Origin of the sequence: Nocardioides sp. Soil777, assembly GCF_001428425.1 — a bacterium.
GTDB lineage: Bacteria > Actinomycetota > Actinomycetes > Propionibacteriales > Nocardioidaceae > Nocardioides > Nocardioides terrigena.
Window position 1 is genome coordinate 384,143 of sequence record NZ_LMSN01000015.1, and the last position, 24,225, is coordinate 408,367.

17 protein-coding genes are annotated in these 24,225 nt (G+C 70.5%); 11 read left to right on the forward strand and 6 right to left on the reverse strand.

What is annotated here, in order from left to right:
• Nucleotides 1–87 precede the first annotated feature (87 nt).
• Together ASG88_RS12515 and ASG88_RS12520 are read left to right on the forward strand one after the other, a co-directional pair.
• A complete protein-coding gene (locus tag ASG88_RS12515; RefSeq protein ID WP_056887732.1) occupies nucleotides 88–1,098 on the forward strand; it encodes a CAP domain-containing protein in 1,011 nt (336 codons plus the stop codon).
• Nucleotides 1,099–1,183: 85 nt separating this feature from the next.
• Nucleotides 1,184–1,708 (forward strand): Dps family protein, encoded by a 525-nt coding sequence (locus ASG88_RS12520; protein ID WP_056887733.1) that lies wholly within the window; start codon nucleotides 1,184–1,186, stop codon nucleotides 1,706–1,708.
• Nucleotides 1,709–1,780: 72 nt separating this feature from the next.
• Here the strand turns inward: ASG88_RS12520 and ASG88_RS12525 are convergent, their stop codons facing one another.
• On the reverse strand, nucleotides 1,781–2,125 hold the full coding sequence (locus tag ASG88_RS12525; protein WP_157559706.1) for a hypothetical protein: 345 nt from the start codon (nucleotides 2,123–2,125) through the stop codon (nucleotides 1,781–1,783).
• 394 nt (nucleotides 2,126–2,519) lie between these two features.
• On the opposite strand from ASG88_RS12525, the gene nrdR reads away from it, so the two are divergent.
• Both nrdR and ASG88_RS12535 read left to right on the forward strand, forming a co-directional pair.
• The gene (gene nrdR, locus ASG88_RS12530) at nucleotides 2,520–3,020 is read left to right on the forward strand and encodes a transcriptional regulator NrdR (RefSeq protein WP_056887735.1); all 501 of its coding nucleotides are present in this window, start codon (nucleotides 2,520–2,522) and stop codon (nucleotides 3,018–3,020) included.
• A gap of 114 nt (nucleotides 3,021–3,134) precedes the next feature.
• On the forward strand, nucleotides 3,135–6,005 hold the full coding sequence (locus ASG88_RS12535; RefSeq protein ID WP_056887736.1) for a vitamin B12-dependent ribonucleotide reductase: 2,871 nt from the start codon (nucleotides 3,135–3,137) through the stop codon (nucleotides 6,003–6,005).
• A gap of 88 nt (nucleotides 6,006–6,093) precedes the next feature.
• On the opposite strand, the gene ASG88_RS12540 is transcribed toward ASG88_RS12535, so the two are convergent.
• Nucleotides 6,094–9,180 carry a DUF3427 domain-containing protein gene (locus ASG88_RS12540; protein WP_056887737.1) on the reverse strand — a complete coding sequence of 1,029 codons (3,087 nt, stop codon included), beginning with the start codon at nucleotides 9,178–9,180 and terminating at the stop codon, nucleotides 6,094–6,096.
• A gap of 162 nt (nucleotides 9,181–9,342) precedes the next feature.
• Between ASG88_RS12540 and ASG88_RS12545 the strand changes: the two genes are divergently transcribed.
• The 6 genes from ASG88_RS12545 (at nucleotide 9,343) to ASG88_RS12570 (ending at nucleotide 16,698) form a co-directional block, all read left to right on the forward strand.
• Nucleotides 9,343–9,558, forward strand: coding sequence for a hypothetical protein (locus ASG88_RS12545; RefSeq protein WP_056887738.1), 216 nt, complete (start codon nucleotides 9,343–9,345; stop codon nucleotides 9,556–9,558).
• A gap of 136 nt (nucleotides 9,559–9,694) precedes the next feature.
• On the forward strand, nucleotides 9,695–11,575 hold the full coding sequence (locus ASG88_RS23335; protein WP_056887739.1) for a BTAD domain-containing putative transcriptional regulator: 1,881 nt from the start codon (nucleotides 9,695–9,697) through the stop codon (nucleotides 11,573–11,575).
• A gap of 10 nt (nucleotides 11,576–11,585) precedes the next feature.
• On the forward strand, nucleotides 11,586–12,968 hold the full coding sequence (locus ASG88_RS12555; RefSeq protein WP_200956424.1) for an FAD-binding oxidoreductase: 1,383 nt from the start codon (nucleotides 11,586–11,588) through the stop codon (nucleotides 12,966–12,968).
• A gap of 91 nt (nucleotides 12,969–13,059) precedes the next feature.
• Nucleotides 13,060–14,427, forward strand: coding sequence for an FAD-binding oxidoreductase (locus ASG88_RS12560; protein WP_056887741.1), 1,368 nt, complete (start codon nucleotides 13,060–13,062; stop codon nucleotides 14,425–14,427).
• Between the two features lie 205 nt (nucleotides 14,428–14,632).
• Nucleotides 14,633–16,057, forward strand: a complete 1,425-nt coding sequence (locus ASG88_RS12565) for a sensor histidine kinase (protein ID WP_157559707.1) — start codon at nucleotides 14,633–14,635, stop codon at nucleotides 16,055–16,057.
• Nucleotides 16,054–16,698, forward strand: coding sequence for a response regulator (locus ASG88_RS12570; RefSeq protein ID WP_200956425.1), 645 nt, complete (start codon nucleotides 16,054–16,056; stop codon nucleotides 16,696–16,698). Before ASG88_RS12565 ends, ASG88_RS12570 begins: the two co-directional genes overlap by 4 nt.
• On the opposite strand, the gene ASG88_RS12575 is transcribed toward ASG88_RS12570, so the two are convergent.
• The 4 genes from ASG88_RS12575 to ASG88_RS12600 form a co-directional block, all read right to left on the reverse strand.
• A complete protein-coding gene (locus ASG88_RS12575; protein ID WP_056887744.1) occupies nucleotides 16,676–16,969 on the reverse strand; it encodes a DUF6907 domain-containing protein in 294 nt (97 codons plus the stop codon). The two genes, ASG88_RS12570 and ASG88_RS12575, sit on opposite strands and share 23 nt — an antisense overlap.
• Nucleotides 16,970–17,067: 98 nt before the next feature.
• Nucleotides 17,068–20,013, reverse strand: coding sequence for an HYR domain-containing protein (locus tag ASG88_RS12580; RefSeq protein WP_162259842.1), 2,946 nt, complete (start codon nucleotides 20,011–20,013; stop codon nucleotides 17,068–17,070).
• A 264-nt stretch (nucleotides 20,014–20,277) separates the two neighbouring features.
• Nucleotides 20,278–20,646, reverse strand: coding sequence for a hypothetical protein (locus tag ASG88_RS12595; RefSeq protein WP_056887748.1), 369 nt, complete (start codon nucleotides 20,644–20,646; stop codon nucleotides 20,278–20,280).
• Between the two features lie 22 nt (nucleotides 20,647–20,668).
• The gene (locus tag ASG88_RS12600) at nucleotides 20,669–21,325 is read right to left on the reverse strand and encodes a nucleoside/nucleotide kinase family protein (protein WP_157559708.1); all 657 of its coding nucleotides are present in this window, start codon (nucleotides 21,323–21,325) and stop codon (nucleotides 20,669–20,671) included.
• 80 nt (nucleotides 21,326–21,405) lie between these two features.
• Here ASG88_RS12600 and ASG88_RS12605 point away from each other — a divergent pair, with 80 nt between their 5' ends.
• Nucleotides 21,406–24,126, forward strand: a complete 2,721-nt coding sequence (locus tag ASG88_RS12605) for a tetratricopeptide repeat protein (protein WP_056887749.1) — start codon at nucleotides 21,406–21,408, stop codon at nucleotides 24,124–24,126.
• Nucleotides 24,127–24,225: the final 99 nt, after the last annotated feature.

The window sequence follows — 24,225 nt, forward strand, 5'->3', positions numbered from 1 at the left end:
TGTGGACGACGACGTACGGCGATGGACGACGAGCAGGGCCGCGGGGGAGTACGTTCTCGCCACCCCCATCGCTCGATAGGCCAGACCATGCGCGTACGCCGCTCGCTCGCCGCCCTCCTCGTCCTGCCGCTGCTGGCTGCGCCGCTCGCCCAGGCAAACGCAGCCACGGGAGACGACCTGCCGCCCCCGGCACACCCCGGAGGAGAGGTCACGGGCCCCGTCACCCCCCGAGCAACCACGTCCATCGACACGAGCAGCAAGGCGGCGGTCAAGCAGGCCTACCGGCGCCTGTGGGTCCGTGGGCAGCAGAGCCGGCCGCGCTGGCGCGGCGGCAGCACCGCGAAGTGCCGACCGGGACGGCTCGCAAACGAATCCACGAAGCGACAGCTCAACGCGATCAACTTCGCCCGTCGGATGTCCGGCCTGACCCCGCTCACCCTGGACGACAGCACGGTCAAGGAAGCCCAGGCGGCCGCGCTGATCATGACCGCCAAGCACGCGGTGAGCCACTACCCGCCGCGGGACTGGCCGTGCTGGACGCGCGCGGGCTACGACGCGGCCGGGGAGTCCAACCTCTACGAGGGCACGTCGCGGGAGAGCAACAGCGACAAGATCGAGGCCTACCTCGACGATTGGGGCGGCGGCAACCACCGCGTCGGCCACCGGCGCTGGCTCCTCTACCCCTACCTCGACGCGGTCGGGATCGGCGGCACCCGTACCGCCAACGTCACCCACCTCTTCGGCTCGCCTTTCGACGAGGCGGCCCCCAACCCGCAGTGGGTGTCGTGGCCGACGGCGGGCTGGTTCCCGAGTCGCCTCGACCCCCGCGGCCGCTGGTCGCTCAGCTCCGGTACCGACAGCACGGACTTCTCGAGCGCCACGGTCGACGTCACCCACAGAGGGCGAGACATCAAAGGCATCAAGCTCCGCACCCCCGACAACGGCGTCGGCAAGCCGACCCTCGTCTGGGAGATGCCGGCCCGCGTGTGGCCGGGCAAGCCCGTCGGCACGGCCCGGGTGACGGTCAGCGGGATCGTCGTCGACGGCGTGCCGGGCCAGGTCGCGGCGTACACGGTCCGCTTCTTCCGGACCCGCTGAGCCCGACGAGGCGAGCCTTCCCTTACTGGAACCATTCCAGAAAAGCGGGTTGAGTAGTCCTCGCACCCGACGAGAGGACCTCACGATGACCCAGACCGCCCCCCGCCCCACGCACACCGCCCACCCGGCGTTCCAGGCCGACCAGCAGCTGGCCGACCACCTCCAGCAGCTCCTCGTGGACCTCACCGACCTCCACCTGCAGGGCAAGCAGGCCCACTGGAACGTCGTCGGCAAGAACTTCCGCGACCTCCACCTCGCCCTCGACGAGGTCGTCGACGCCGCGCGCGAGTTCTCCGACGTCGTCGCCGAGCGCATGCGCGCGGTCTACGTCACCCCCGACGCCCGCGCCGCCACCGTCGCCGCGAAGACGTCGCTGAGCGAGTTCCCCGCCGACGAGATCGACACCGCGGACTGCGTCGACGCGATCGTCGCCGCGCTGTACGCCGTCGCCGGCACCGGCCGCCGCATCCACGACGAGGTCGACGCCGCCGATCCCACGTCCGCCGACATCATCCACACCATCCTCGAGCGCCTCGAGCAGCTCGCCTGGATGATCGACGCCGAGAACCGCATCGCCAACGCCAGCATCCCGCGCTCGATGCACGAGTGATCTAGCAGCACCGACGCGCGAGCGTCACCGCACCGGCCCGTTGGGCGCGCACGGCACCACGTCGTACGCCGCTCAGCGGGCCGCTCTGCGTCCGCCCGGGACACGCGGGGGAGCGGGATCGGAGGGCTCCTCGTCGGGGGGCGCGGTGATGCCCAGCGCCCGCATCAGCCGGGCGATCAGCAGCAGCCCGGTGAAGAGGCAGGCGATCGCGCCGATCGAGGCCAGCCCCAGGAGCGCCCAGGACCCGGACTCGCCGCTGCGGGCCGACGTACCGAAGTCGATGGCCAGGTAGACGAGGTAGCCCCAGGCGACCACGCACAGCGTGATCCCGACCGCCAGCGCGAGCGCGGTCTTGTTGACCCCGCCGCTCTGGCGAGGGCCACGCCGCGACCCTGCCCGCTTCCCCGAAGATGCCACGGGAGCATTGTGTCCGATGGCGGCTGGCCGTGGGGCCGGAACACTCCCGGAATGACCCCCGACACGCCGCCCGAACGGGCCATCAAGGACCGGATCTGGAGGCCCTCGAGGGCACTGACCTGCGGTTTTACCGAGGCCCCCCGCGACACCCCGGATGATCATTTCGAACCACTTGCACATGTCCCCGAGCCAACGTACGGTTACCACTACATCTAGTAGTTACACCGTTGTGGTTCTCCACATCTAGTCCACAGGGACCGGGTGCTGACCTCACAGCCAGAGGCTACTTGTCCACAGGAATCACCGGCTGGTCCACAGGCGTTGACACCCCATGAGGGGTGTCTGCAGCGCGCCCCGACGACCCGACCGGACGAGCGAGGGGGGAGGCCCGCACATGCACTGTCCTTACTGCCGCAACACCGACACCCGTGTGCTCGACTCCCGCGTCGCCGACGACGGCAGCTCGATCCGCCGCCGCCGCACCTGCAACGACTGCGCCAAGCGGTTCACGACCGTCGAGCAGATGCAGCTGACCGTCCTCAAGCGCTCGGGCGCGACAGAGCCCTTCACGCGGGACAAGGCGATCGCCGGCGTCCGCAAGGCGTGCAAGGGCCGCCCGGTCACCGAGGACCAGCTCGCCTGCCTGGGCCAGGCCGTGGAGGACGCCCTGCGTCTCAGCGGCCAGGCCGAGATCCCGGCCCACGAGGTCGGCCTCGCGATCCTGAGCCCGCTCCGCGAGCTCGACGAGGTGGCCTACCTCCGCTTCGCGAGCGTCTACCGCGCGTTCCAGAGCGCCGACGACTTCGAGGACGAGATCGCCATGCTCCGTGCTGAGCGCCTCGTCCCCGACGAGGTCGCCCCGGACGAGGCGGCACATCCAGCCCCCACGGGCTGACACAGACTGCCCGGCACGTCGTGGGGAAGCGGCGTGCCGGGCGTACCACTCCCAGCCGAGCAGTTCGGCTGACCACCAGAGTTGACCAAGCACGAGGGATCCAGAGGAGAACCCATGACCGAGACGGTGAGCACCGGCGCCGCGTCCAAGCAGGGCAAGGGCGAGGGCCTGACCCTCGAGCGCGTCTTCAGCACCGAGGGCACGCACCCCTACGACGCCATCACCTGGGAGCGTCGCGACGTCGTCCAGCAGAACTGGAAGACCGGCGAGACCGTCTTCGAGCAGCGCGGCGTGGAGTTCCCCGACTTCTGGTCGGTCAACGCCTCCACGATCGTCACCACCAAGTACTTCCGCGGCGCCGTCGGCACCGACGTGCGTGAGTGGAGCCTCAAGCAGCTCATCGACCGGGTCGTGAAGACCTACACCAAGGCCGGCATCGACCACGGCTACTTCAAGACCGACGGCGACGCCGAGATCTTCGAGCACGAGCTGACCTGGCTGCTGGTCAACCAGTACTTCTCCTTCAACTCCCCGGTGTGGTTCAACGTCGGCACCCCGTCGCCGCAGCAGGTCTCGGCCTGCTTCATCCTCTCGGTCGACGACTCGATGGACTCGATCCTCAACTGGTACAAGGAGGAGGGCTTCATCTTCAAGGGCGGCTCCGGTGCCGGCCTCAACCTCTCCCGCATCCGCTCCTCCAAGGAGCTCCTCTCCTCCGGTGGTACGGCGTCCGGTCCGGTCTCCTTCATGCGCGGCGCCGACGCGTCCGCGGGCACCATCAAGTCGGGCGGCGCCACGCGTCGTGCGGCCAAGATGGTCGTCCTCGACGTCGACCACCCGGACATCGAGGAGTTCGTGATGACCAAGGCGCGCGAGGAGGACAAGATCCGCGCCCTGCGCGACGCCGGCTTCGACATGGACCTCGGCGGCGCCGACATCACCTCCGTCCAGTACCAGAACGCCAACAACTCGGTCCGCGTCAGCGACGAGTTCATGCGCGCGGTCGAGGAGGGCACCGAGTTCGGGCTGCGCTCGCGCGGCACCGGCGAGGTCATCGAGACCGTCGACGCCCGCGACCTGTTCCGCAAGATCAGCGTCGCCGCGTGGGAGTGCGCCGACCCGGGCCTGCAGTACGACGACACGATCAACGACTGGCACACCAACCCCGAGACCGGCCGCATCACCGCGTCCAACCCGTGCTCGGAGTACATGTCGCTCGACAACTCCTCGTGCAACCTGGCGTCGCTCAACCTGCTCAAGTTCCTCAAGGACGACGACACCTTCGACGCCGCCCTCTTCGCCAAGGCCGTCGAGTTCATCATCACCGCGATGGACATCTCGATCTGCTTCGCGGACTTCCCGACCGAGTCGATCGGCGACACCACCCGCGACTACCGCCAGCTCGGCATCGGCTACGCCAACCTCGGCGCCCTGCTGATGGCGATGGGCCTGGGCTACGACTCCGAGGGTGGCCGCTCCATGGCCGCCGCGCTGACGTCGCTCATGACCGGTACGTCGTACAAGCGCTCGGCCGAGCTGGCCGGCATCGTCGGCCCGTACGCCGGCTACCAGCGCAACGCGACCGCCCACAAGCGGGTCATGCGCAAGCACCAGGCCGCCAACGACCAGGTGCGCGTGCTTCACACCGAGGACGGCCGCGTGCTCAAGCTCGCGACCGAGGCTTGGGCCGACGTCATCTCCACCGGTGAGGTCAACGGCTTCCGCAACGCGCAGGCGTCGGTGCTCGCGCCGACCGGCACCATCGGCTTCATGATGGACTGCGACACCACCGGCATCGAGCCCGACTTCTCCCTGGTGAAGTTCAAGAAGCTCGTCGGCGGCGGCTCCATGCAGATCGTCAACCAGACGATCCCGCGGGCGCTGCGCAAGCTCGGCTACCAGCCCGAGCAGGTCGAGGCGATCGTCGCCTACATCGGCGAGCACGGCCACGTCATCGACGCCCCGGGCCTCAAGACCGAGCACTACGAGATCTTCGACACCGCGATGGGCGCCCGCTCGCTCAAGCCGATGGGCCACGTGCGGATGATGGCGGCGGCCCAGCCGTTCCTGTCCGGCGCGATCTCCAAGACGGTCAACCTCCCCGAGAACGCCACGGTGGAGGAGATCGAGGACGTCTACATGCAGTCCTGGAAGCTCGGCCTCAAGGCGACGGCCATCTACCGCGACAACTGCAAGGTCGGCCAGCCGCTCTCCGACGGTGGCGGCAAGGCCAAGAAGGACGCCAAGGACGCGGCCGACGCCAAGGACGCCGCGGCGACCAAGGTCGTGGAGAAGGTCGTCTACGCCCCGACCCGCAAGCGCCTCCCCAAGTCGCGCGTCTCGCGCACGACGTCCTTCACGGTCGGCGGCGCCGAGGGCTACATGACCTCGGGTGCCCACGACGACGGCCAGCTGGGCGAGGTCTTCCTCAAGCTCGGCAAGCAGGGCTCGACCCTCGCCGGTGTCATGGACGCGTTCTCGATCGCCGTCTCGATCGGCCTGCAGTACGGCGTCCCGCTGGAGACCTACGTCTCGAAGTTCACCAACCTGCGCTTCGAGCCCGCCGGCCTCACCGACGACCCGGACGTGCGGATGTCGCAGTCGATCATGGACTACATCTTCCGCCGCCTGGCCCTGGACTACCTGTCCTTCGAGGAGCGCTCGATGCTCGGCATCTACTCGGCCGACGAGCGCCAGCGCCACCTCGAGACCGGCTCCTACGAGCCGATCGTCGAGGAGACCGGCTCCGCCGCCGAGCTCGTCGAGGACCACCCGGTCGCCGCCGAGGTCGTGGACGCCGAGGAGGTCGTCGAGGCTGCGGCCAAGCCGGCCCCCGCCGAGGCCAAGACCACGGCGGAGCTGTTCGAGAAGCTCACCGGCACCGCGGTCGACTCGCCGCTGTGCATGACGTGCGGCACGAAGATGCGGCCGGCTGGCTCGTGCTACGTCTGCGAGGGCTGCGGGAGCACTAGCGGCTGCAGCTGATCCTTGCATTGAAGAAGGGCCCGACACCTTGCGGTGTTGGGCCCTTCTGCGTGGGGGGTTCGCTCATGCACTCGAGCGATGCCCAGACCTACTGCGCAATCGCCGAGGCGTGCTGGAAGAACTCCATCGGCATCGGGTGCTCGAGCTTCCATGTAATCGCAATGGGCCGCTCCCCGCTGTGGGACACGTATCTAGCTGGGCCCATGAAGGTGTAGGGCGACGTACCGAAGTCATCTTTCGCCTCATGTCGAACGAACATCAGGACCGTCGAAGTGCCGGTGAGGTAGCGCTGGCCAGTCTTGGACGACGTCGACGTCGTGGACTGCGACTCCCAGTGGAACAGGTCCCGGCTTATCGGATAGTCGGCGTACATGGTGGTGGGTGAGTAGTCCGCCTCCGACTTCTTTAACGTGACGAAGAAGGCGTCGACGTTGTGGTTCGGGAGATACAGGACCCCTTCGCGGAAGCTGTTGGGCCGCCGGGGGAAGTCGAGAGCAGCAAGGATCTCTTCACGTTGGTACCGGGCATGGACTTTGAGCGGCACGGGGGACAGCGGCCCATCAAGTGAGAGTGGGACGTGACGCGTGGCCTCGTAGGAAATATCGACCACTGCCCGGATCTCGGCGCGCGCTGCGGACTCACGGCGGATTGACTCGAGGCCATCGCCGTATGAATCGAAGCCACCTCCGTCAGACCAGAACGAATAGAACAGCATGCGGGCCAGCCGTTGCTCGCCCTCGGACAGCTCGTCGTACTTGGGAGCGTCCTGATGCAAAAGCGCGTCGTACGCGGCCGCCCTCTCGGGGTCATCGACATGGGCAAAGGCCCGCACGCGCTTGAGGAGTCGCTCCTCCAACTCAGAGCCGGGCAGCGAGTCGAAGCCTGCGTCCCTTCGAAGCGCCGTCCACGAACCGCGCCGGCTGATGTCGCTCAGCTCGACACCGCTCCGCTCTAGGAACGTCGGCAGATCCGTATCTCCCACCTGGCGCAGCGCGCTGACGAGATGCGCCCAGCGAGGGGAGACCTGCGTACGGAGGTTGTCGAGGACGATCTCTTGAGCCTGGCGATCCAACTGAATCTGACATCCGGACGGCAGGAACGGGAACTCGTCCTGGACGGCTTTTTGGAGTTGCTTCCCGTGGACACCGGTCAAGGCGGCGAACTTCTTGGCGAAGCTGAACTCTCGCCGGTGGTAGCCCACGAAGTCGAGCACAGTCAGCACGGCCTTGTTGTGCGTCCGGCGGAGGCCTCGACCCAGCTGCTGCATGAAGATCGTGGAACTCTCAGTGGGGCGAAGGAACAGCACGGTGTCCACGTCGGGGATGTCCAGGCCCTCATTGAAGACGTCAACTGTGAAGAGCACGTTGACCGTGGCAGCCCGCAAATCGCGGAGAGCTGCCGCGCGATCATCCGCAGTGGATTGTCCTGTGACCAAGCGAGCAGGAATGCCGGCCTCAGTGAATACCCGGGTCATGTAGGTCGCGTGCGCTACGGAGACGCAGAATCCGAGGGCACGCATGCGATGCGGGTCGGCCACCTTCTCCTGAAGCTGCTTCAGGATGATCCGTGCGCGCGCGTCGTTGCCGGTAAAGACGCCCTCGAGTTCGCGCTCGTCGTACCTGCCTCGCGTCCAGGTGATCGCCCGCAAGTCGGTCCCGTCCGCGATGGCGAAGTAGTGGAAGGGGCAAAGGAGGTCCGCGCCGAGGGCGTCCCACAGGCGTAGCTCGGTAGCGGTTCGTCCGTCGAAGAACGAACGCACGTCGGTCCCATCCGCGCGCTCCGGGGTGGCAGTGAGGCCCAGCAATTCGGCGGGCCGAAGGTGCTCAATGACGCTCCGGTAGGTGCGTGCTTCGGCGTGGTGGAACTCGTCGATGACGACCACGTCGTACGCGTCCGCTGGGATCTCCGTGACGCCATAGGACGTGAGGGACTGGACGCTGGCGAAGACGTGACTCCACCGCTCTGGCCGCTGCCCACCCACATAGAGCTCGCCGAAGCTCGCGTCGCCCAGGACTTCCCGGTAGGTGCGGATGGACTGCTCGAGGATCTCTTTGCGGTGTGCGACGAAGAGCAGGCGAGGTTGATGCCCGCCGGCTTGCTGACACATGCGCCGGTAGTCCAGGGCTGCAATCACCGTCTTGCCAGTGCCCGTGGCTGCAACGACGAGATTGCGATGACGGTCATGGACGACGCGCTCTGCCTCGAGCTCATCCAGCATCTGCTGTTGATAGGGGTACGGACGGACGTCGAGACCCACGAGCGAGATGGTGACCCGACCCGAGCTCTTGGCTCCCTTTGCCTCGAGAAGGGCGTCATCAAGCCGGTCGCGGTCCCGCTCCGGGTCGTAGGACTCAAACTCGGGACTGTTCCAGTAGGCATCGAAGGTCGCCCGGAACTTGTCGAGGAGGGCGGGCGTAGCGGCCGCACTCAGGCGTACGTTCCACTCGACACCTTCGAGCATCGCGGACGTGGTCAGGTTGGACGAGCCCACGTAGGCGGTGTCATAGCCGGTGTGGCGGTCGAAGAGCCAGGCCTTCGCGTGGAGGCGAGTCCGCTTGGCGTCGTACTGAACCTTCACCTCGGCGCCGAAGTCCTGAACGAGACGGTCGAGCGCGCGACGCTCGGTCCCTCCGATGTACGTCGTGGTGACCACTCGGATAGGAATGCCGGCCTGACGAGCGGCAGCCAACTCGCCTTCGATCAGGCGCAAGCCGTGCCACATGACGAAAGCACAGAGGAGGTCGATCGAGTCGGCGGAATCGATCTCGGCGCGAAGCTCCGAGGCCAGGCTCGGCTCGCCGGGGGCGTTGGTGAGCAGGGCTGCGTCATTCAGCGGCGTCTTCGGCCGCTTGCGCAGGCGGCCGTCGGTGCCGGGCCCATCCGGCAGACGCAGGGCGTGCAGCTGCCGGGCAGGGGTCGTGACCGGGTCGGGAAGTTCGTCGATCGCTTGGAGCACCGCGTTTGCCAGCGTAATGCGAGCGACCGGATCCTTGATTGCGGACAGCCGCTTGAGGGCCAGGGCCGACAAGTGCTGCGCGAGCACGTGAGGGAGGTCCGCGTCGTCCACGGCGTCGTACTCATGGATCTGGTGAACGATCGAGCCCAGCTGCTCTTTCAATCCATCGGTCAACAACGTCTCGTGCAGGCCAATGGGCAGGTCCCCCGAGGTGTCCATGGAGCCGAGCTTGCCAGGCGTGCGGCGGCCGCACAGGGAAACGGTTCGGGTCGCGGGTGCCGTAGCGATGACCAAACGACCGAGGACAGAAACCAAACACCGCGTGACGGATAGGCCGCGAAAAGAGGTACTTCCTTCGGCTGGGGCGCATAATGGAGTCCTATGACGTCCTCATCCTGGTCCACGCGCAAGTCCTCGAGCCCCTTCCAGCCCAAGCCTGAACTGGAGATCGAGGTGTACGCCGTCGGCGACCAGGTCTGCCACGACCTCTACGGCCTCGGGCGCGTCATCAATGTCGAGGCCCACGCTGTGTCGATCGACTTCGGCGACAAGACGGTGCGCGTCACGAGCCCGTACGCCAAGCTCGAGCACCTGTAGCGCGAGCCGCCCCGAGCGGCTGGGCTCGCACTGCCCCCGAGAACGGGCCTCAACGTAAGCCCGCGTGCCCCAAATCGGGGCAGCGAGTACGCCTGACCGAGCCCTATCCTCGACGGAGACGACGCGAGGAAATGGGGTGGACGGACAGCCGCACCTTCACCTGCACGTGCTCGGCGAGCTCACGGCGACGCGAGACGGCGCGATCGTGGATCTCGGCGGGCGGCGTCAGCGCGCCGTACTGGCAGGTCTGATCATCCCGCGGGACCAGGTGGTCCCGGCCGATCGACTCATCGACTGCGTGTGGGGTGATCACCCCCCGGCCAACGCCACCGGCGCGCTGCAGGCCTACGTGAGCCACCTGCGCCGGCGGCTCGAGCCCGACGCGACGGCTCGGCAGCGCGACGGCGTCATCGCCCGCGCCGGTCCCGGCTACGTGCTACGCCTAGCACCCGACGCCGTGGACGCGTGGGAGTTCGAGGCGGCCGTCGAGTCGGCGGCGGGCCAGGCGCCGGCTGATGCGGTGTGCACCCTGGAGACCGCGCTCCGGCTGTGGCGAGGACCTGCGTATGCCGACTACGCGGGGGAGACCTGGGCAGAGGCGGAGATCGGCCGGCTCACCGAGCTCCGGGCGCTGGCCCGCGAGCGCCTCCTCGCCACGCGTCTCGACCTCGGTGAGGCCCAGCTCGTCATCGGCGACCTCGAGGCGCTCGTGAGCGAGGATCCACTCCGCGAGGAGCGGTGGCGCCTCCTCGCCCTCGCGCTCTACCGGGCACACCGCCAGGCCGCGGCGCTGGCGGCGCTGCGTCGGGCCCGCGAGGTGCTCGCCGACGAGCTGGGTGTCGACCCCGGTCCCGCGCTGCGCTCGCTCGAGGCGGAGGTGCTGGCCCAGTCGCCGGACCTCGACGCTCCCACTCCCACGGCCGCCGACGACGCCACCCGAATCGTCCCGCGACCTCGGACACCCGACGGGCTCGTCGACCGGGAGCGCGAGATGGCCGTCGTGCGGGCCATGATCGACGACCTCAAGGGCGGCGGATCCGGCTGCCTGCTGATCGAGGGCCCGGCCGGCATCGGCAAGACCCGCCTGCTCGACGAGGTCCGCCGGCTGTCGACCGCAGCCGGCGTGCCGGTGAGGTCGGCGCGGAGCAGCGCCCTGGAGCAGGGGTTCGATTTCGGGGTGGTCCGGCAGCTCTTCGACGCGGCCGTCGACGACGTCGTACGCAGGGACGATCGCTTCGCCGTGCTCCGCGGCCTGTGCGATCACGCGACGCAGCTCGCCGAGACCGGCCCGTTCGTGGTGTGCGTGGACGACATCCAGTGGGGCGACGAGCCGTCACTGCAGTTCCTCGCCTACCTGGTGAAGCGCCTCGAGGGACTGCCCGTGCGGGTCGTGCTGGCGATGCGCACCGGTGAGGCGCACGAGGCCGACTACCTGCTGGCCGAGCTCGCCGGCAACGAGTCGGTCTCGGTGCTGCACCCGGCGCCGCTGACCCGGCAGGGCACGGCCGCCCTGGTGACCGACCGGCTCGGTCGCGGCGCCGACACGTTCGTGGCCACCTGCCACCGGATGACCTCGGGCAACCCGCTCCTCCTGCGCCAGCTGCTGCGAGCACTGGCCGACCAGGGGGTGCCACCCGACGCGGCCCACGTCGACACGGTCCGGGCGGTGGGGTCGCGCGCGATCGCGTCGCTCGTGACGCTCCGCCTGCGCCGGATGCCGGCGGCCGTCACCACCGTCGCGCGTGCGGTGGCCGTGTTGGGTCCGGCGGCCGACCTGGTGACGGTGGCCGACCTGGCGCAGCACTCGGAGGAGGACGTGGCGGCGGCGCTCGACGTGCTGGCCCGCGGCGAGATCCTCGTCGACGGTCAACCGCTCGAGTTCGTCAACCCGCTGGTGCGCGACGCGATCCACGCCGACATCCCGGCCGGCGAGCGGGCGCTCCTCCACGAGCGGATGGCTCGGCGGCTCAAGTCATCCTCAAGTCACCCCGGCCATGCTGGCGTGCCCAGCCCATGAGGTGGTGACCGTGCCCGAGTCCACGCCCCTCCCCACCGCGGACGCCGAGGCGCTCCGCGGGCTGGCCGGCGGTGCCGTCCACCTGCCCGGGGACCCCCTCTACGACGAGTCGCGGATGCCGTGGAACCTCCAGGTGGACGAGTGCCCGGCAGCGGTGGCCTACCCGGCAGACGCGCACGAGGTCGCCCGGATCGTGCGGGCCGCCGCGGCGTCCGGTCTCCGGGTCGCCCCCCAGGGCACCGGCCACGGAGCACCGCCGCTCGCCGGGCGGCTCGGCGACGCCGTACTCCTGCGCACCTCGGCGATGACCGGGTTGCGCGTGGACGCCGCCAGCCGTACGGCGCGCGCCGAGGCCGGCGTGCTCTGGGGCGACGTCATCGCCCGGGCCGGCAAGGTCGGACTGGCCGGGATGCACATGTCCAGCCCCGGAGTGGGCGTGGTCGGGTCGTCGCTGGGCGGCGGGGTGAGCTGGTACGCCCGGCAGCACGGCCTGCAGTGCAGCGCGATCACGGCCGTCGAGCTGGTGCTGGCGGACGGGACGTTCGTGCGCGCCACCGAGGACCAGGACCCCGACCGGCTGTGGGCGGCCCGCGGTGGCCACGGTGGCTTCGGGGTGGTCACGGCACTGGAGTTCGACCTGCTGCCGATCCGCACCGTGTACGCCGGGATGCTGGCCTGGGACTGGCGGCACGCGCAGCGCGTCCTCACCGCGTGGGGCGAGTGGACCGCGGACGCACCCGAGTCGGTGACCAGCGTCGCCCGGATCTTCCAGGTCCCTGACGAGGAGTGGATGCCCCCCGACATCCGCGGCCGGCGGCTCGTCATGCTCGACGCGGTGGCGGTGGGCGACGCCGAGGCGGCTGCCCGCGCCCTTGCTCCGCTGCGTGCCCTGGGGCCCGAGACCGACACCTTCGCGGAGGTGCCCGCGGCCGACATCGCGCACCTCCAGCTCGACCCCCAGGAACCCACCGCGGTCTACGCCAACAGCGTCCTGGTCCACGGCCTGCCGCCGGACGCGGTGGACGCCCTCATCGCGACGGCGGGGCCCGGCTCCGGCAGCCAGCTGCTCTTCGTCGAGCTGCGCCAGCTCGGTGGCGCACTGGCGCGGCCCGCCCCGCGAGGTGGTGCGCTCGACCACCTCGACGGCTCCTTCCTCGTGCTGGGCGTCGGGCTCGACGTGGGCACAGGCTGGAGCGCCGTGCGCGAGGATGCCACGCGGGTCCTGGACTCGCTGGCCCCCTGGACGTCGCGGGCGTCGTACCTCTCGATGGCCTACGAGGCTGCAGCCCGCCGCGGGTGGTCGCCCGCGGCGTACGAGCGTCTCCACCGGATCCGTCGCGCTGCCGACCCGAACGGGCTGTTTCTCGCGCCGCAACGGCCGTCGGACGACTGATTCCGCACAAGGACTCAAGTCGGACGCAAGTCCTCCTCAACCGTGTGGGTGCACCTTCGTCGGGTCAACGACGACACCACACGGAGGAACAATGACCATCGCACAGACCAGCACCGCGTACGCCGCACCGTTCGGGGAGCTGGACGCACTCACCATCGGCACCGTCGCAGTGCCCGGCCAGACGAGGTACGACGCACTCGTCTCGCCGTGGAACCTCGCCATCCCGGTCCGGCCCGCGGCCGTCCTCGCGGCGCACGACGCCCAGGACGTCGTCGAGGCCGTGCGCTTCGCGGCCCGGCACGGCATCCGCGTCACCCCGCAGGCCACCGGCCACGGACCCATGGCCGACCTCACCACCGAGCTGCTCGTCACCACCAAGGAGCTCGACGAGGTCGTCATCCACCCGGAGGGCTGGGCGCGCGTGGGCGCCGGCGTGAAGTGGCTCAAGGTCGTGGAGGCCGCAGCGCCGTACGGCTTGGCGCCCCTGTCCGGCTCGATCACCGACGTCGGCATCGTCGGCTACACCACCGGCGGCGGGCTCGGGCCGATGGCCCGCACCTACGGGCTGGCCAGCGACAAGGTGCGCGCCATCGAGGTCGTCACCGGCGACGGCGAGCTCCGGCGGGTGACGCCCACCGAGCACCCGGACCTCTTCTTCGCCCTGCGTGGCGGCAAGGGGATGCTCGGCATCGTCACGGCCATCGAGTTCGACCTGGTCCGGCAGCCGAGGTTCTACGGCGGCTCGCTGTGGTTCGACGGGGACGACGCGGCGACCGTCATCGAGCGCTGGCTGCACTGGTCCGACGACCTGCCCGAGCTGGGCACGACGTCGATCGCCCTGTTCCAGCTCCCCGACATGGAAGGAGTGCCGCCCATGCTCGCCGGGCGACTGACGCTGTCGGTGCGCTTCGTGTGGACGGGGTCGGCCGAGGAGGGCGAGCGCCAGTTCGCCGCGATGCGTGCCGCGGCTCCCGTCATCCTCGACGACGTGGCCGACAAGCCGTACGCCGCGATCGACTCGGTCCACACGGACCCTCTCGACCCGACCCCGGCCTACGAGGCGGGCGAGGTGCTCACCGACTTCCCCGCGGAGGCGGTGGACGCGCTGCTCGCGCTGACCGGGCCGGGAGTGGCCTCCCCGCAGATCCTGGTCGAGGTGCGCCAGCTGGGCGGTGCCTTCGCCCGGCCGGGGGAGCACCCGAGCGCCTTCGCCTCGCGCGCCGCGGCGTACTCGCTGCTCATCGTCGGCATCTCGGAGATCCCGGGCGTGGAGGACCACGCCGCCGCGATCCTCGACGCGCTGGCGCCGTGGGTGGGTGGTCACCGGCTGCCGAACTTCACGTTCACGCCGGAGGAGTACGTCGACGCGTACGACGAGGTGACCCTCGCGCGGCTGCGTCGGGCCATCCGGACCTACGACCCGGACGGCGTGATGACGATCGGCGGCGTGCTGGCCTGACCTCCGCGACTCGTGGCCCTGGGTAGAGGGGGCCACGAGTCGCGGCTCGGCACGGTGATGCGTGTGCCGGGCCGGGGTGTCGTGGGCACGAGATGCCGTCTGCGACCACCCTCACGGGGGTCCTATTGCCACGGGACGTCCACATGCGGGTTCAGGGCAGGTAAAGGCGAGCCGGCCCCGGATCGTTCGGCCCTACTGTTCGCCCATGCCTGTGGGGGGCGAGACCAAACGTGTGGCGCAGCGAGGAGCGCCGGCGCTGACGGCTGTGGGTTGGGCCGTCGGTGCGGCCTGCACCGCCACGATCCTCGGCACCCCCTACCTGCGCTTCGGCTACCACAGTCCTGAGCTGCACCTGGTCCTCGACTCGGTGGACGCCTGCATCGCGACGCTGCTGGCCTACCTGCTCGTCGGGCGGCTGCGGCGGACCCAGCAGCTGCAGGACCTGCTGTTGGTCGTGGGCCTGTCGCTGCTCGCCCTGGTAGGACTCGGGGTGGCGCTCTCGTTGCACCGGTTGGCGGAGCCCACCCAACAGACGCTCGGCGTCTGGCTGCCCGTCACCCTCAGGACCCTCGCCTCACTGCTCATCGCCGTGGCCGCCGTCGTGCCGGGCAGGAAGCTGACCGGGAGGCAGATCCGCCGGGGCGCCGTGACGGTCGCGGCTGCAGCGCTCGGGGGGCTCGCCCTGCTCTGGCTGGCCAAGGACATTCTTCCGGTCGCCGTCACCGCCACCCCTCCGGCGTCGGCACAGCGCGTGGTCATCGACGGCCACCCCGCGTTCCTCGCCGCCCAGGCGCTGAGCGCGGCCTGCCTCCTCTACGCCTCCTTGCGGTTCGCGAGGCAGTCGGGCGAGCGGGGGGAGGACGTGCTGCTGCGGTGGCTGGGCCCGGGGTGCGCGCTGCTCGGCTTCGCGCGGGTCAACTACCTGCTCTTCCCGTCGCTGTACTCCGGCTGGTTGTACACCGGCGACCTGCTGCGCACGGCCGGCTATGCCTGCCTCCTGGTGGGTGCCGCCCGAGAGATCACGGGCTACTGGGCCAGGCAGGCCGACGTCGCGGTCGTCGAGGACCGGCGCCGGCTCGCGCGCGAGCTGCACGACGGGGTGGTGCAGGAGCTGAGCTGGATCAAGTCCGAGGCGCGGGTCCTCTCCCGCGGGGTGGAGGGCGGCGCCACCGTCAAGTCGATCCTCGACGCCAGCGACCGGGCGCTGGACGAGGCGCGGGCCGCGGTCGATGCGCTCGGTCGGGACACCGACGAGCCGCTGGGCTACGCCCTGCACCGCTCGGCCCGCGACGTGGCCGAGCGTCACGACGCGCGGGTCGTGGTCGAGCTCGACGACGCGGTGCTGGCTGACCAGCACCAGCGGCACGCGCTGACCCGCATCGTCCGGGAGGCCGTCGGCAACGCCCTGCGACACGGTGGCGCGGACTGCGTCCGCATCACGCTCGAGGCGACGACGACCGGGGCCCGCCTGGTCGTCCAGGACGACGGACGCGGCTTCGACGTCGAGGCGGCGGCGTACGGAAACGGCTACGGGCTGACCAGCATGCGCGAGCGCGCCCAGCGGCTGCCTGGCGCCTGCTTCGTGACGTCGACGCAGGGCAGCGGAACGACGATCGAGGTGGTCTGGTGAGCGACCAGCCGATCCGCGTCGTGATGGCCGACGACCACGTCCGGATGCGCACGCGGATCCGGGATGCGCTGGAGGTCGGCGGCTGTGTCGTCGTCGGTGAGGGGGCGTCGGCCGCGGACGCGATCGCCCTGGCTCTCGAGCACCGGCCCGACGTCGCCCTCCTCGACATCCACATGCCCGGCAACGGCATCACCGCGGCGCGAGAGATCGCCCGCAGCCTGCCCGCCACCGCAGTGGTCATGCTCACGGCCTCCGCGGAGGATGCCGACCTCTTCGACTCCCTGCGCGCCGGTGCGTCCGGCTACCTCCTCAAGGACACCGATCCTGCCGTGCTCGTCGACGAGCTGCGCAGCGCGCTCGACGGAGAGGCGGCGATGTCGCGGCGGCTGGTCGGCCGGATCATGGAGGAGTTCCGCTCGCCCGCGACGCCCCGCTTCGTGCGCCGGTCCCGCGCCTCGGCCAGGCTGAGCGCTCGCGAGTGGGAGGTGATGGAGCTCCTCGGCGAGGGCCTGACCACCGACGAGGTGGCGAAGCGGCTCTTCGTGTCCCCGACGACCGTCCGGGTGCACGTGTCGAGCGTCCTGCGCAAGCTCCGGGTCAAGGACCGCGCAAGCGCCTTCAAGCTCCTGCGCGAGGACTGACCTCTGCCCCGAGGTCGACCAGCTGCGTCAGGGCGTCGATCAGGGCGTCGGCCTCGTGGAGCGAGAACTCCTCGGCGCCGACGAGCACGTACGGCCCCTCCCGCGTGCCGGTGGTCGGATCGTGCGTCATGCAGAGCCGCAGCACGGTACGACGCACCATCAGCGCGCCACTGACGTGCACGATGTCGTCCTCCCCGGCGTGGCGGCCGTGGTCGAGCGCGCACCAGGACGGGCATGTCGACAGTCGGCGCGATGACGGCACGTTGCTCATCCGGGTCCTCCTCCTGCTGTGCCGATCCGGCTGGTCCTCGATGCCCAGCTGCCCCCGGTCCATGTGGTGGACCGGGGGCAGGGCCTCCGGGGAGAGGACTACTTGAGCGAGACGTTCACCGTGCGAGCCAGACCGTCGCCCAGGTCGATCCTGAGCTGGTAGGTGCCGACGGACAGCGTCTTCGTGTTGAGGTTGAAGACGTACTGGCCGCTGGTGGCGTCGTACCGGAACAGGTTGCCGGTCGTGGCACCCGAGGTGGAGATGGCCTCGGGGCTGGTACCGGTGGTGCCCGAACCGAGCCGCTGCAGGTAGAGCCGCGCCTGCAGGTTGGTGATCCCCCCGCTGGCGCCGGTGAGCTGGAACTTCACCGGGACGGTGCTGCCGAGCTTGAAGATCGAGCTGCCGTCGGCGTTGACCGGCTGCAGCACCCCGGACCAGGCCGCGGTGACCGTGACGGTGAACGTCTCGGACCCCGTGTTGCCGGCCTTGTCGGTCGCGGTGCAGGTCACCGTGGTGGCGCCCAGCGGGAACCTGCTGCCCGACGGCACGCTGCAGGACGCGGTGAGGCTGCCGTCCACGAGATCGCTGGCGGTGGCCACCGGGTAGGTGACGACCGCGCCGTCGACGGAGGTCGCCACGGCCGTCCGGGAGGTCGGCAGCGTCAGGTTGGGCGCCGTGGTGTCCACGACCTTCACCGTGAAGGTGTTGTCACCGAGGTTGCCCGCCCTGTCCTCGGCGGAGCAGGTGATCGTGGTCGTGCCGAGCGGGAACACCGTTCCAGACGCCTTGTCGCAGGACGCGGTCAGCGGCCCGTCGACGTCGTCGGAGGCGGTGACGCCCATGTAGGTGACGGTCGCGCCGTTCGGCCCGGTCGCCTCCTTGACGATGTCGGCCGGCACGCTGACGACCGGCTTGGTCTGGTCCTGCACCTCGACGGTGAAGGTGCCCTCGCCGATGTTGCCGGCCTTGTCCTTCGCCGTGCAGGTGACCGTCGTGATCCCGAGCGGGAACGCGCCCCCCGACGCCGGGGTGCAGGTGACCGGGAGGTCGCCGTCGACCACGTCATCGGCGCTGGCGCCGGAGTAGACGACCGTCGCCCCGGACGGCGAGTCGTTGCCGACCACCAGGTTGGCGGGGGTCGTCACCGCGGGCGCGGTGGTGTCGACGACCTCGACGGTGAACGAGTCGCTGCCGATGTTGCCCGCCGCGTCGGTCGCCGAGCACGTGACCGTGGTGGCGCCGAGCCCGAAGAGGGTGTCCGAGGCCTTGTTGCAGCTCGGGTTCATCGGGCCGTCGACGGTGTCGATGGCCGACACGTCGCCGTACGCGACCTTGGCGCCGGTGGCCCCCGTGGCCTCGACGACCAGGTCGGCCGGGACGGTCACCTTCGGTGCGGTGGTGTCGCGGACCGTCACGGTGAAGGAGCCGGTGCCGGTGTTGGCGGCGTCGTCGGTCGCCGTGCAGATGACGGTGGTCTGACCCAGGCCGAACGTCGACCCGGAGGCCGGCGTGCACTCGGTCGCAACCGAACCATCGACCACGTCGTGCGCCGAGGCGCTGAACGTCGCGGTCGCGCCGGCAGCGAAGGTGGCTTCCTCCGTGATGCCGGCGGGGACGCTCACCTTCGGAGCGGTGGTGTCCTCGACGGTGACGGTGAACGAGCTGTCGCCGGTGTTGCCCGCCTTGTCCTTGGCCTTGCAGGTCACGGTGGTGGTGCCGATCGGGAAGACGTCACCGGATGTCGCGTCGCAGGTGACGGCCACACTCGCGTCGACGTCGTCCTCCGCGGAGGCCGCGGCCCAGGTGGCGGTGGCACCGGCGGCGCCGGTCGCCTCCTCGGTGATGGCGGCCGGGACGGTGACGACCGGCTTGGTCTTGTCCTGCACCTCCACCGTGAAGGAGCCGCTGCCCGTGTTGCCGGCCTTGTCCGTGGCCGTGCAGGTCACGGTGGTGGTGCCGAGGGCGAAGGTCGTGCCGGACGCGGGCGTGCAGCTCGCGGTGACGGGGCCGTCCACCAGGTCGGTGGCGGAGGCGTCGTCGTACGTCACCGTGGCGGCGTCGTTGCCGACGACGACGTTGGCCGAGGTGGTCACCTCGGGATCGGTGCTGTCCTCGACGACCACGTCGAAGGGATCGCTGGTGCCGGTGTTGCCGGCCTTGTCGGTCGCCGAGCACGTCAGCGTCGTCGTCCGCACCGGGAAGCCGTCACCGGAGGCGTACGTCGTACCGCTGGCGGTCGTGCAAGTCACCGGACGGCTGCCGTCGACGGCGTCGTACGCGGTGGCGGCGAAGACGACCGGGGTGGACGGGCCCGTGGCCTCGGTCGTTGTCGGAGCAGTGACGCTCACCAGCGGCTTGCTGGTGTCGACGATCGAGTAGGTGGCCGATGCCTTCGCATTGAGGCCACCGGCGTCGGTGTAGTCGCACGAGGCGGTCTGGCTGCCCAGGCCCTCGGCGGCGCGGGAACCGGTGATCGCACCCAGGCTGGCGTCGAAGGTGCTGTTGCCGTCCTCCTTGTCGGTCACGGAGCAGGTGGCCACCGGGACGTTGCCGAGCTCGTAGGAGGCGCCGTTGACGACCTTGCCCACCGTGACGGTCGGGGGCGTGTTGACCACGACGGGCTTGGTGACGGTCAGGGTGAATGTGGCGCCACTCGTGAGATACGTGCCGGTGCCCGCGTCGGCCACGGCCACCGAGATCGTGTACGTCCCGGGCGTAGTGGAGGAGAAGTCGAAGTACTGCGTGGTGCAGCCCGTGAACAATCGGGAGGCGGGGGTGACGGCGACCGCCGACGGCTTGTTGACCGTCAGGGTTGCGCCCGTGCCATCCGCGGGGTTGCAGCTGTTCTGCGTGTCCCCGTGGACGAGGTTCTGGTTGGTGATCGTGTAGCCGATTGTTGTCGTGGCGCCCGCGACCACGCTCGGGCTGCCGCCCGCGACCACCGTGTTCGACACGATGTCCGCGTGCGCCGCGGTCGGGACCGCGAGCACCACGAGCGCGCTCGCGCTGACCAGGGCCAGTGCCCGGCGCGACCTCCTCGACACCCTGGTGGACCATCCGGTCCGCACCTGCGTTCGCCTCATGTTCTGCCTTCCCCACGTTGCCGGCCGACCCCTTGCGGGCAGCCCCCACGCAAGGGTCGATCGGCGGTCGGCGTGAGGTAAGGGGTTGGCGCGTTCAAAGGCCTGAACGCTGCGTTCAACCGTCTGAACGGTCGTCCCTGGTGCGAGAGGTCGTGCTCGTGGAGCCGGTGGCCGAGGGCGAGGGTGGTGCGACGCCGTGCTGTCAGGCGCTGGCCGGCGCTAGGGCTAGCGCTCGTCGAGCCACACGAGGTCACCGTCGCCGATGAGCCCGAGCACGTCGCGCTCGCACACGGGCCGCACGGCGAAGTCGTGCTCGACCACCACCGCGCCGTCGGAGTCACGCACCTCGAACGAGCCGTCCCCGGCCACCAGGCACTGCCGCTCGCGATCGGTGAACTGGGTGTCGAACCGGAAGGCGGGGTCCAGTGCCGCGTCCCTGAACGGACGGCCGGCGTCGTCCAGCACGACGACGCGGAGGTCGTCGCGCCCCGTCTCGTTGAGGAGCAGGGCGGTCCCGTCGTCGCTCGCCTCGCCCCCGGCGCATGCGCCGAGGCAGAGCGTCAGCGCGAGCGCGAGGAACCGAGGAGCAGGCATGGCACGCATCCTTCTACGCTTCTCAAACCCCGAGGGGTGCGAGCGGCACGATGAGGTCGGACGAGGTGCGGGTCGCGGCCACCAGCCGTGCGTTGGGCTCGTCGACCTGCTCGACCCAGGCGCGAGCGGCCTCGGGCGACTTGCCGAACTGCTCGTGCCGCTGGACCAGGCGGGCGCGGCGGACCTCGTCGTCGACCTCGGCGAACCAGACCTCGGTCAGGAGGGGGCGGACGTGCTTCCACCCGTCGCCGGGCAGGAGCAGGTAGTTGCCCTCGGTGACGACGAGCCGCGCGGACGGTGGGATCGCGATGGCAGCGGCGAGAGGTTGCTCGAGATCACGCTCGAAACCGGGAGCGTACAGCGTGCGGTCCGGGTCGTACAGGCGCCGCAGCGCCGCCACGTAGCCGTCGACGTCGAACGTGTCCGGAGCGCCCTTCCGGTCACGCCGTCCGAGCCGGTCGAGCTGGACGTCGGCGAGGTGGAAGCCGTCCATGGGCAGGTGGCCGACTGCCTCTGGTCCGAGTGAGTCGCGCAGGCGGGGGAGGAGCAGCTCCCCCAGGGTGGACTTGCCGGCGCCCGGTGCCCCGGTAATGCCGAGCACCACCCGGTCGGACCGGTCCAGGAGGGCCTCCGCCCTGTCCACCAACGCGGGCAGCGAGGTGGGCACGGGTGCGCTCATGCGGCGAGCGTAGTCACGGCAGTCGTGACGACGGGGCGGACGAGGACCCGGTGGTGCCCGCGCGCCACTAGCCTGACGGCATGCCTGTCCCGGGCACCAAGCTGCGCGTCCCGCAGTCCCGCCGCCGGCTCGTCGTACGGACCCGTCTGACCGACCGGTTCCCGACCGAGCCGGGGTCGATGCCACGGCTGGTGCTCGTCGCCGCGCCGGCCGGCTTCGGCAAGACGACGCTGCTGACCCAGTGGCTGTCTCACTCCGGTGCACGGGTCGCGTGGCTCTCGCTCGATGGCGGTGACGCGGACCTGCGCCGGTTCCTCACCCACCTTGTCGCGGCCGTCCAGGTCAGCGCCACGGAGGTGGGCGCCGAGGCGCTGGCACTGCTCGAGGGCGATCGCGCCTTCCGTGCCGAGGACGTGCTGGCCGGTCTGGTCAACGACCTCGACGCGCTGCCCGGGGCGACGGTGATCGCCCTCGACGACTACCACGTGGTGGACGCGGCCGAGGTGCACGAGGCGGTCACGTTCCTGCTCGACAACCTGCCGCCGCAGGTCATGCTTGCGATGACGACGCGAGCCGACCCGCCGCTGCCGCTGTCACGGCTGCGCGCGCGGGGGGAGCTGCTCGAGGTCCGGGCGGCGGACCTGCGGTTCACGCAGACGGAGGCGACGGCGTTCCTCAACGAGGTGATGGGGCTGGGTCTCGAGCCGCGTCACGTCGCTGCGCTCGAGGCGCGGACCGAGGGCTGGGCGACCGGGCTGCAGCTCGCGGCGCTCTCCGCGGCGAGCGCGAGCGATCCGGACGGGTTCGTCGAGGCGTTCGCCGGGAGCCACCGCTTCGTCCTGGACTACCTCGTCGACGAGGTGCTCGGCGGGCAGCCCGAGGACGTCCGGTCGTTCCTGCTCGACACGTCCGTCCTCGAGGACCTCTCCGGCCCGCTGTGCGACGCGGTCACCGGTCGCACCGACGGACAGCAGCAGCTGGAGGCGCTCGAGCGGGCGAACCTCTTCGTGGTCGCGCTCGACGAGGAGCGGCAGTGGTGGCGCTACCACCACCTCTTCGCCGAGGCGCTGCGTGCGCGGCTGGACACCGAGGGACCCGGGGTTTCGAGGCTCGCTGCGCTCCCACCTCAACCACCGATGACTCCGCCGGAGCGGGTGGCGCGGCTGCACCGGACTGCCGCTGATTGGTACGCCGAGCACGGCCGTCTGGAGGACGCCGTGCCCCATGCCCTGGCCGGCGACGACGTCGAGCAGGCGGCCGAGCTGGTCGAGCTGGTGGTGACCGGGCTGCGTCAGCGGCGCGAGGACCGGACGATGCGCGCGTGGCTGCAGGCGCTGCCGGAGGACGTCGTACGCCGCCGGCCGCTGCTGGCGATGCACCTCGCGTGGACGCGGTTGAGCGAGGGGGACCTCGACGGGATCGGGCACTGGCTGGACGCCGCCGAGGCGGTCCTCGGGCCGGCGGCAGACCACGGAACGCGGGGCACTCCCGAGGCGCGCCAGGCTCGCGGACGGGAGCTGGCGGCACTGCCCGCGATGATCGAGGTCTACCGAGCCACCGTCGCCCAGGCGAGCGGCGATGTCGCCGGCACGGTCGACCACGCGACCCGGGCGCGGGACCTCGCTCGGCCCGAGGACCACTTCCCGCTGGGGGCGGCGTCGGGCTTCCTGGGGCTCGCGGCCTGGGCCGCCGGTGACCTGGCCACGGCCGCCGAGACATTCAGTACGGCCCAGCGCCACATCCGAGCGGCGGGCAACGTCGCGGACGGTCTCGGGATGACCGTCGTGCTGGCGAGCATTGCGCTCGCGCGCAGCGGACCCGACGAGGCGCGACGCCTCTACGAGCGCGCCCTCGAGGCGGCGGAGGCGGTCCCGGGCCCGCCGCTGTCGACGACCGGCGACCTGCACGTGGGGCTCGCCGAGGTGCTGGTGGAGCAGGGCGAGCTGGCGACGGCCGAAGCACACCTGCGGGCAGCCGCGGACCTCGGCGAGCGCGGTTCGCTGATCGAGAACCGGCACCGCGCCCACGTCGCCCGGGCCGCGCTGCTGCGGGCACGGGGTGACCTCGACGGCGCCGTGGCGGTGCTCGACGAGGCGGAGCCGCTCTTCCTGCCGGGCTACTTCCCCGACGTCCGGCCGATCCCCGGGCAGCGCGCCCGTGTCCACATCGCCCAGGGGCGGCTGGCCGACGCTGCTCATTGGGCGTCCGAGCGCGGTGTCGGGCTGGGGGCGGGGGAGTACCTGGACGAATACAACCAGCTGACGCTCGCACGCCTGCGCATCGCCGAGTGGACCGACCTCGACGACGTCGTCGCCCTGACGGCGCGCATCGTGGCGGCGGGCGAGGTGCACGGGCGAGTCGGCAGCGTCGCGGAAGCGCTCGTCGTACGGGCTCTCGCGCAGCATGCGCAGGATGACCACGACGCGGCGCGCGATGCGTTGCGCGAGGCCCTCGCGATCGCCGTACCGGCGGGGTGGCGGCGGCTGTTCCTCGACGAGGGGGCGCCGATGGTCGAGCTGCTGCGGGCCGCCTCTGCCGAGGACGACCTCGCCTCGACGGTGCTGGCGTCGGACGCGCGGGACGAACCACCCGTGCCCGCTGCTTCGAGCGACGGACTGAGCGAGCGCGAGCTGGAGGTGCTCCGCCTGCTCGCGACGGAGCTGACCGGGCCGGAGATCGCGCAGCGGCTCTACGTCTCGCTCAACACGCTTCGCACCCACACCAAGCACATCTTCACCAAGCTGGACGTCAACACCCGACGTGCCGCCGTACGCCGCGCGGCCGAGCGCCACCTCCTCTGACGGATCACCACGCGGGTCACATCGCCATGTGATGTGGGGTCACCACGTCGCTGCCTAGCGTCCTGGACATCGCCGGACACCCCGCCCGGCCCCAGTCCA

Bases quoted from the DNA above. Each gene is read 5' to 3' on its own strand.
- ASG88_RS12560 (WP_056887741.1), top strand. From the start codon at position 13,060: ATGACCATCGCACAGACCAGCACCGCGTACGCCGCACCGTTCGGGGAG.
- ASG88_RS12605 (WP_056887749.1), top strand. From the start codon at position 21,406: ATGCCTGTCCCGGGCACCAAGCTGCGCGTCCCGCAGTCCCGCCGCCGG.
- ASG88_RS12575 (WP_056887744.1), bottom strand. From the start codon at position 16,969: ATGAGCAACGTGCCGTCATCGCGCCGACTGTCGACATGCCCGTCCTGG.
- ASG88_RS12515 (WP_056887732.1), top strand. From the start codon at position 88: ATGCGCGTACGCCGCTCGCTCGCCGCCCTCCTCGTCCTGCCGCTGCTG.
- ASG88_RS12520 (WP_056887733.1), top strand. From the start codon at position 1,184: ATGACCCAGACCGCCCCCCGCCCCACGCACACCGCCCACCCGGCGTTC.
- ASG88_RS12595 (WP_056887748.1), bottom strand. From the start codon at position 20,646: ATGCCTGCTCCTCGGTTCCTCGCGCTCGCGCTGACGCTCTGCCTCGGC.
- ASG88_RS12545 (WP_056887738.1), top strand. From the start codon at position 9,343: ATGACGTCCTCATCCTGGTCCACGCGCAAGTCCTCGAGCCCCTTCCAG.
- ASG88_RS12540 (WP_056887737.1), bottom strand. From the start codon at position 9,180: ATGGACACCTCGGGGGACCTGCCCATTGGCCTGCACGAGACGTTGTTG.
- ASG88_RS12565 (WP_157559707.1), top strand. From the start codon at position 14,633: ATGCCTGTGGGGGGCGAGACCAAACGTGTGGCGCAGCGAGGAGCGCCG.
- ASG88_RS12600 (WP_157559708.1), bottom strand. From the start codon at position 21,325: ATGAGCGCACCCGTGCCCACCTCGCTGCCCGCGTTGGTGGACAGGGCG.
- nrdR (WP_056887735.1), top strand. From the start codon at position 2,520: ATGCACTGTCCTTACTGCCGCAACACCGACACCCGTGTGCTCGACTCC.
- ASG88_RS12535 (WP_056887736.1), top strand. From the start codon at position 3,135: ATGACCGAGACGGTGAGCACCGGCGCCGCGTCCAAGCAGGGCAAGGGC.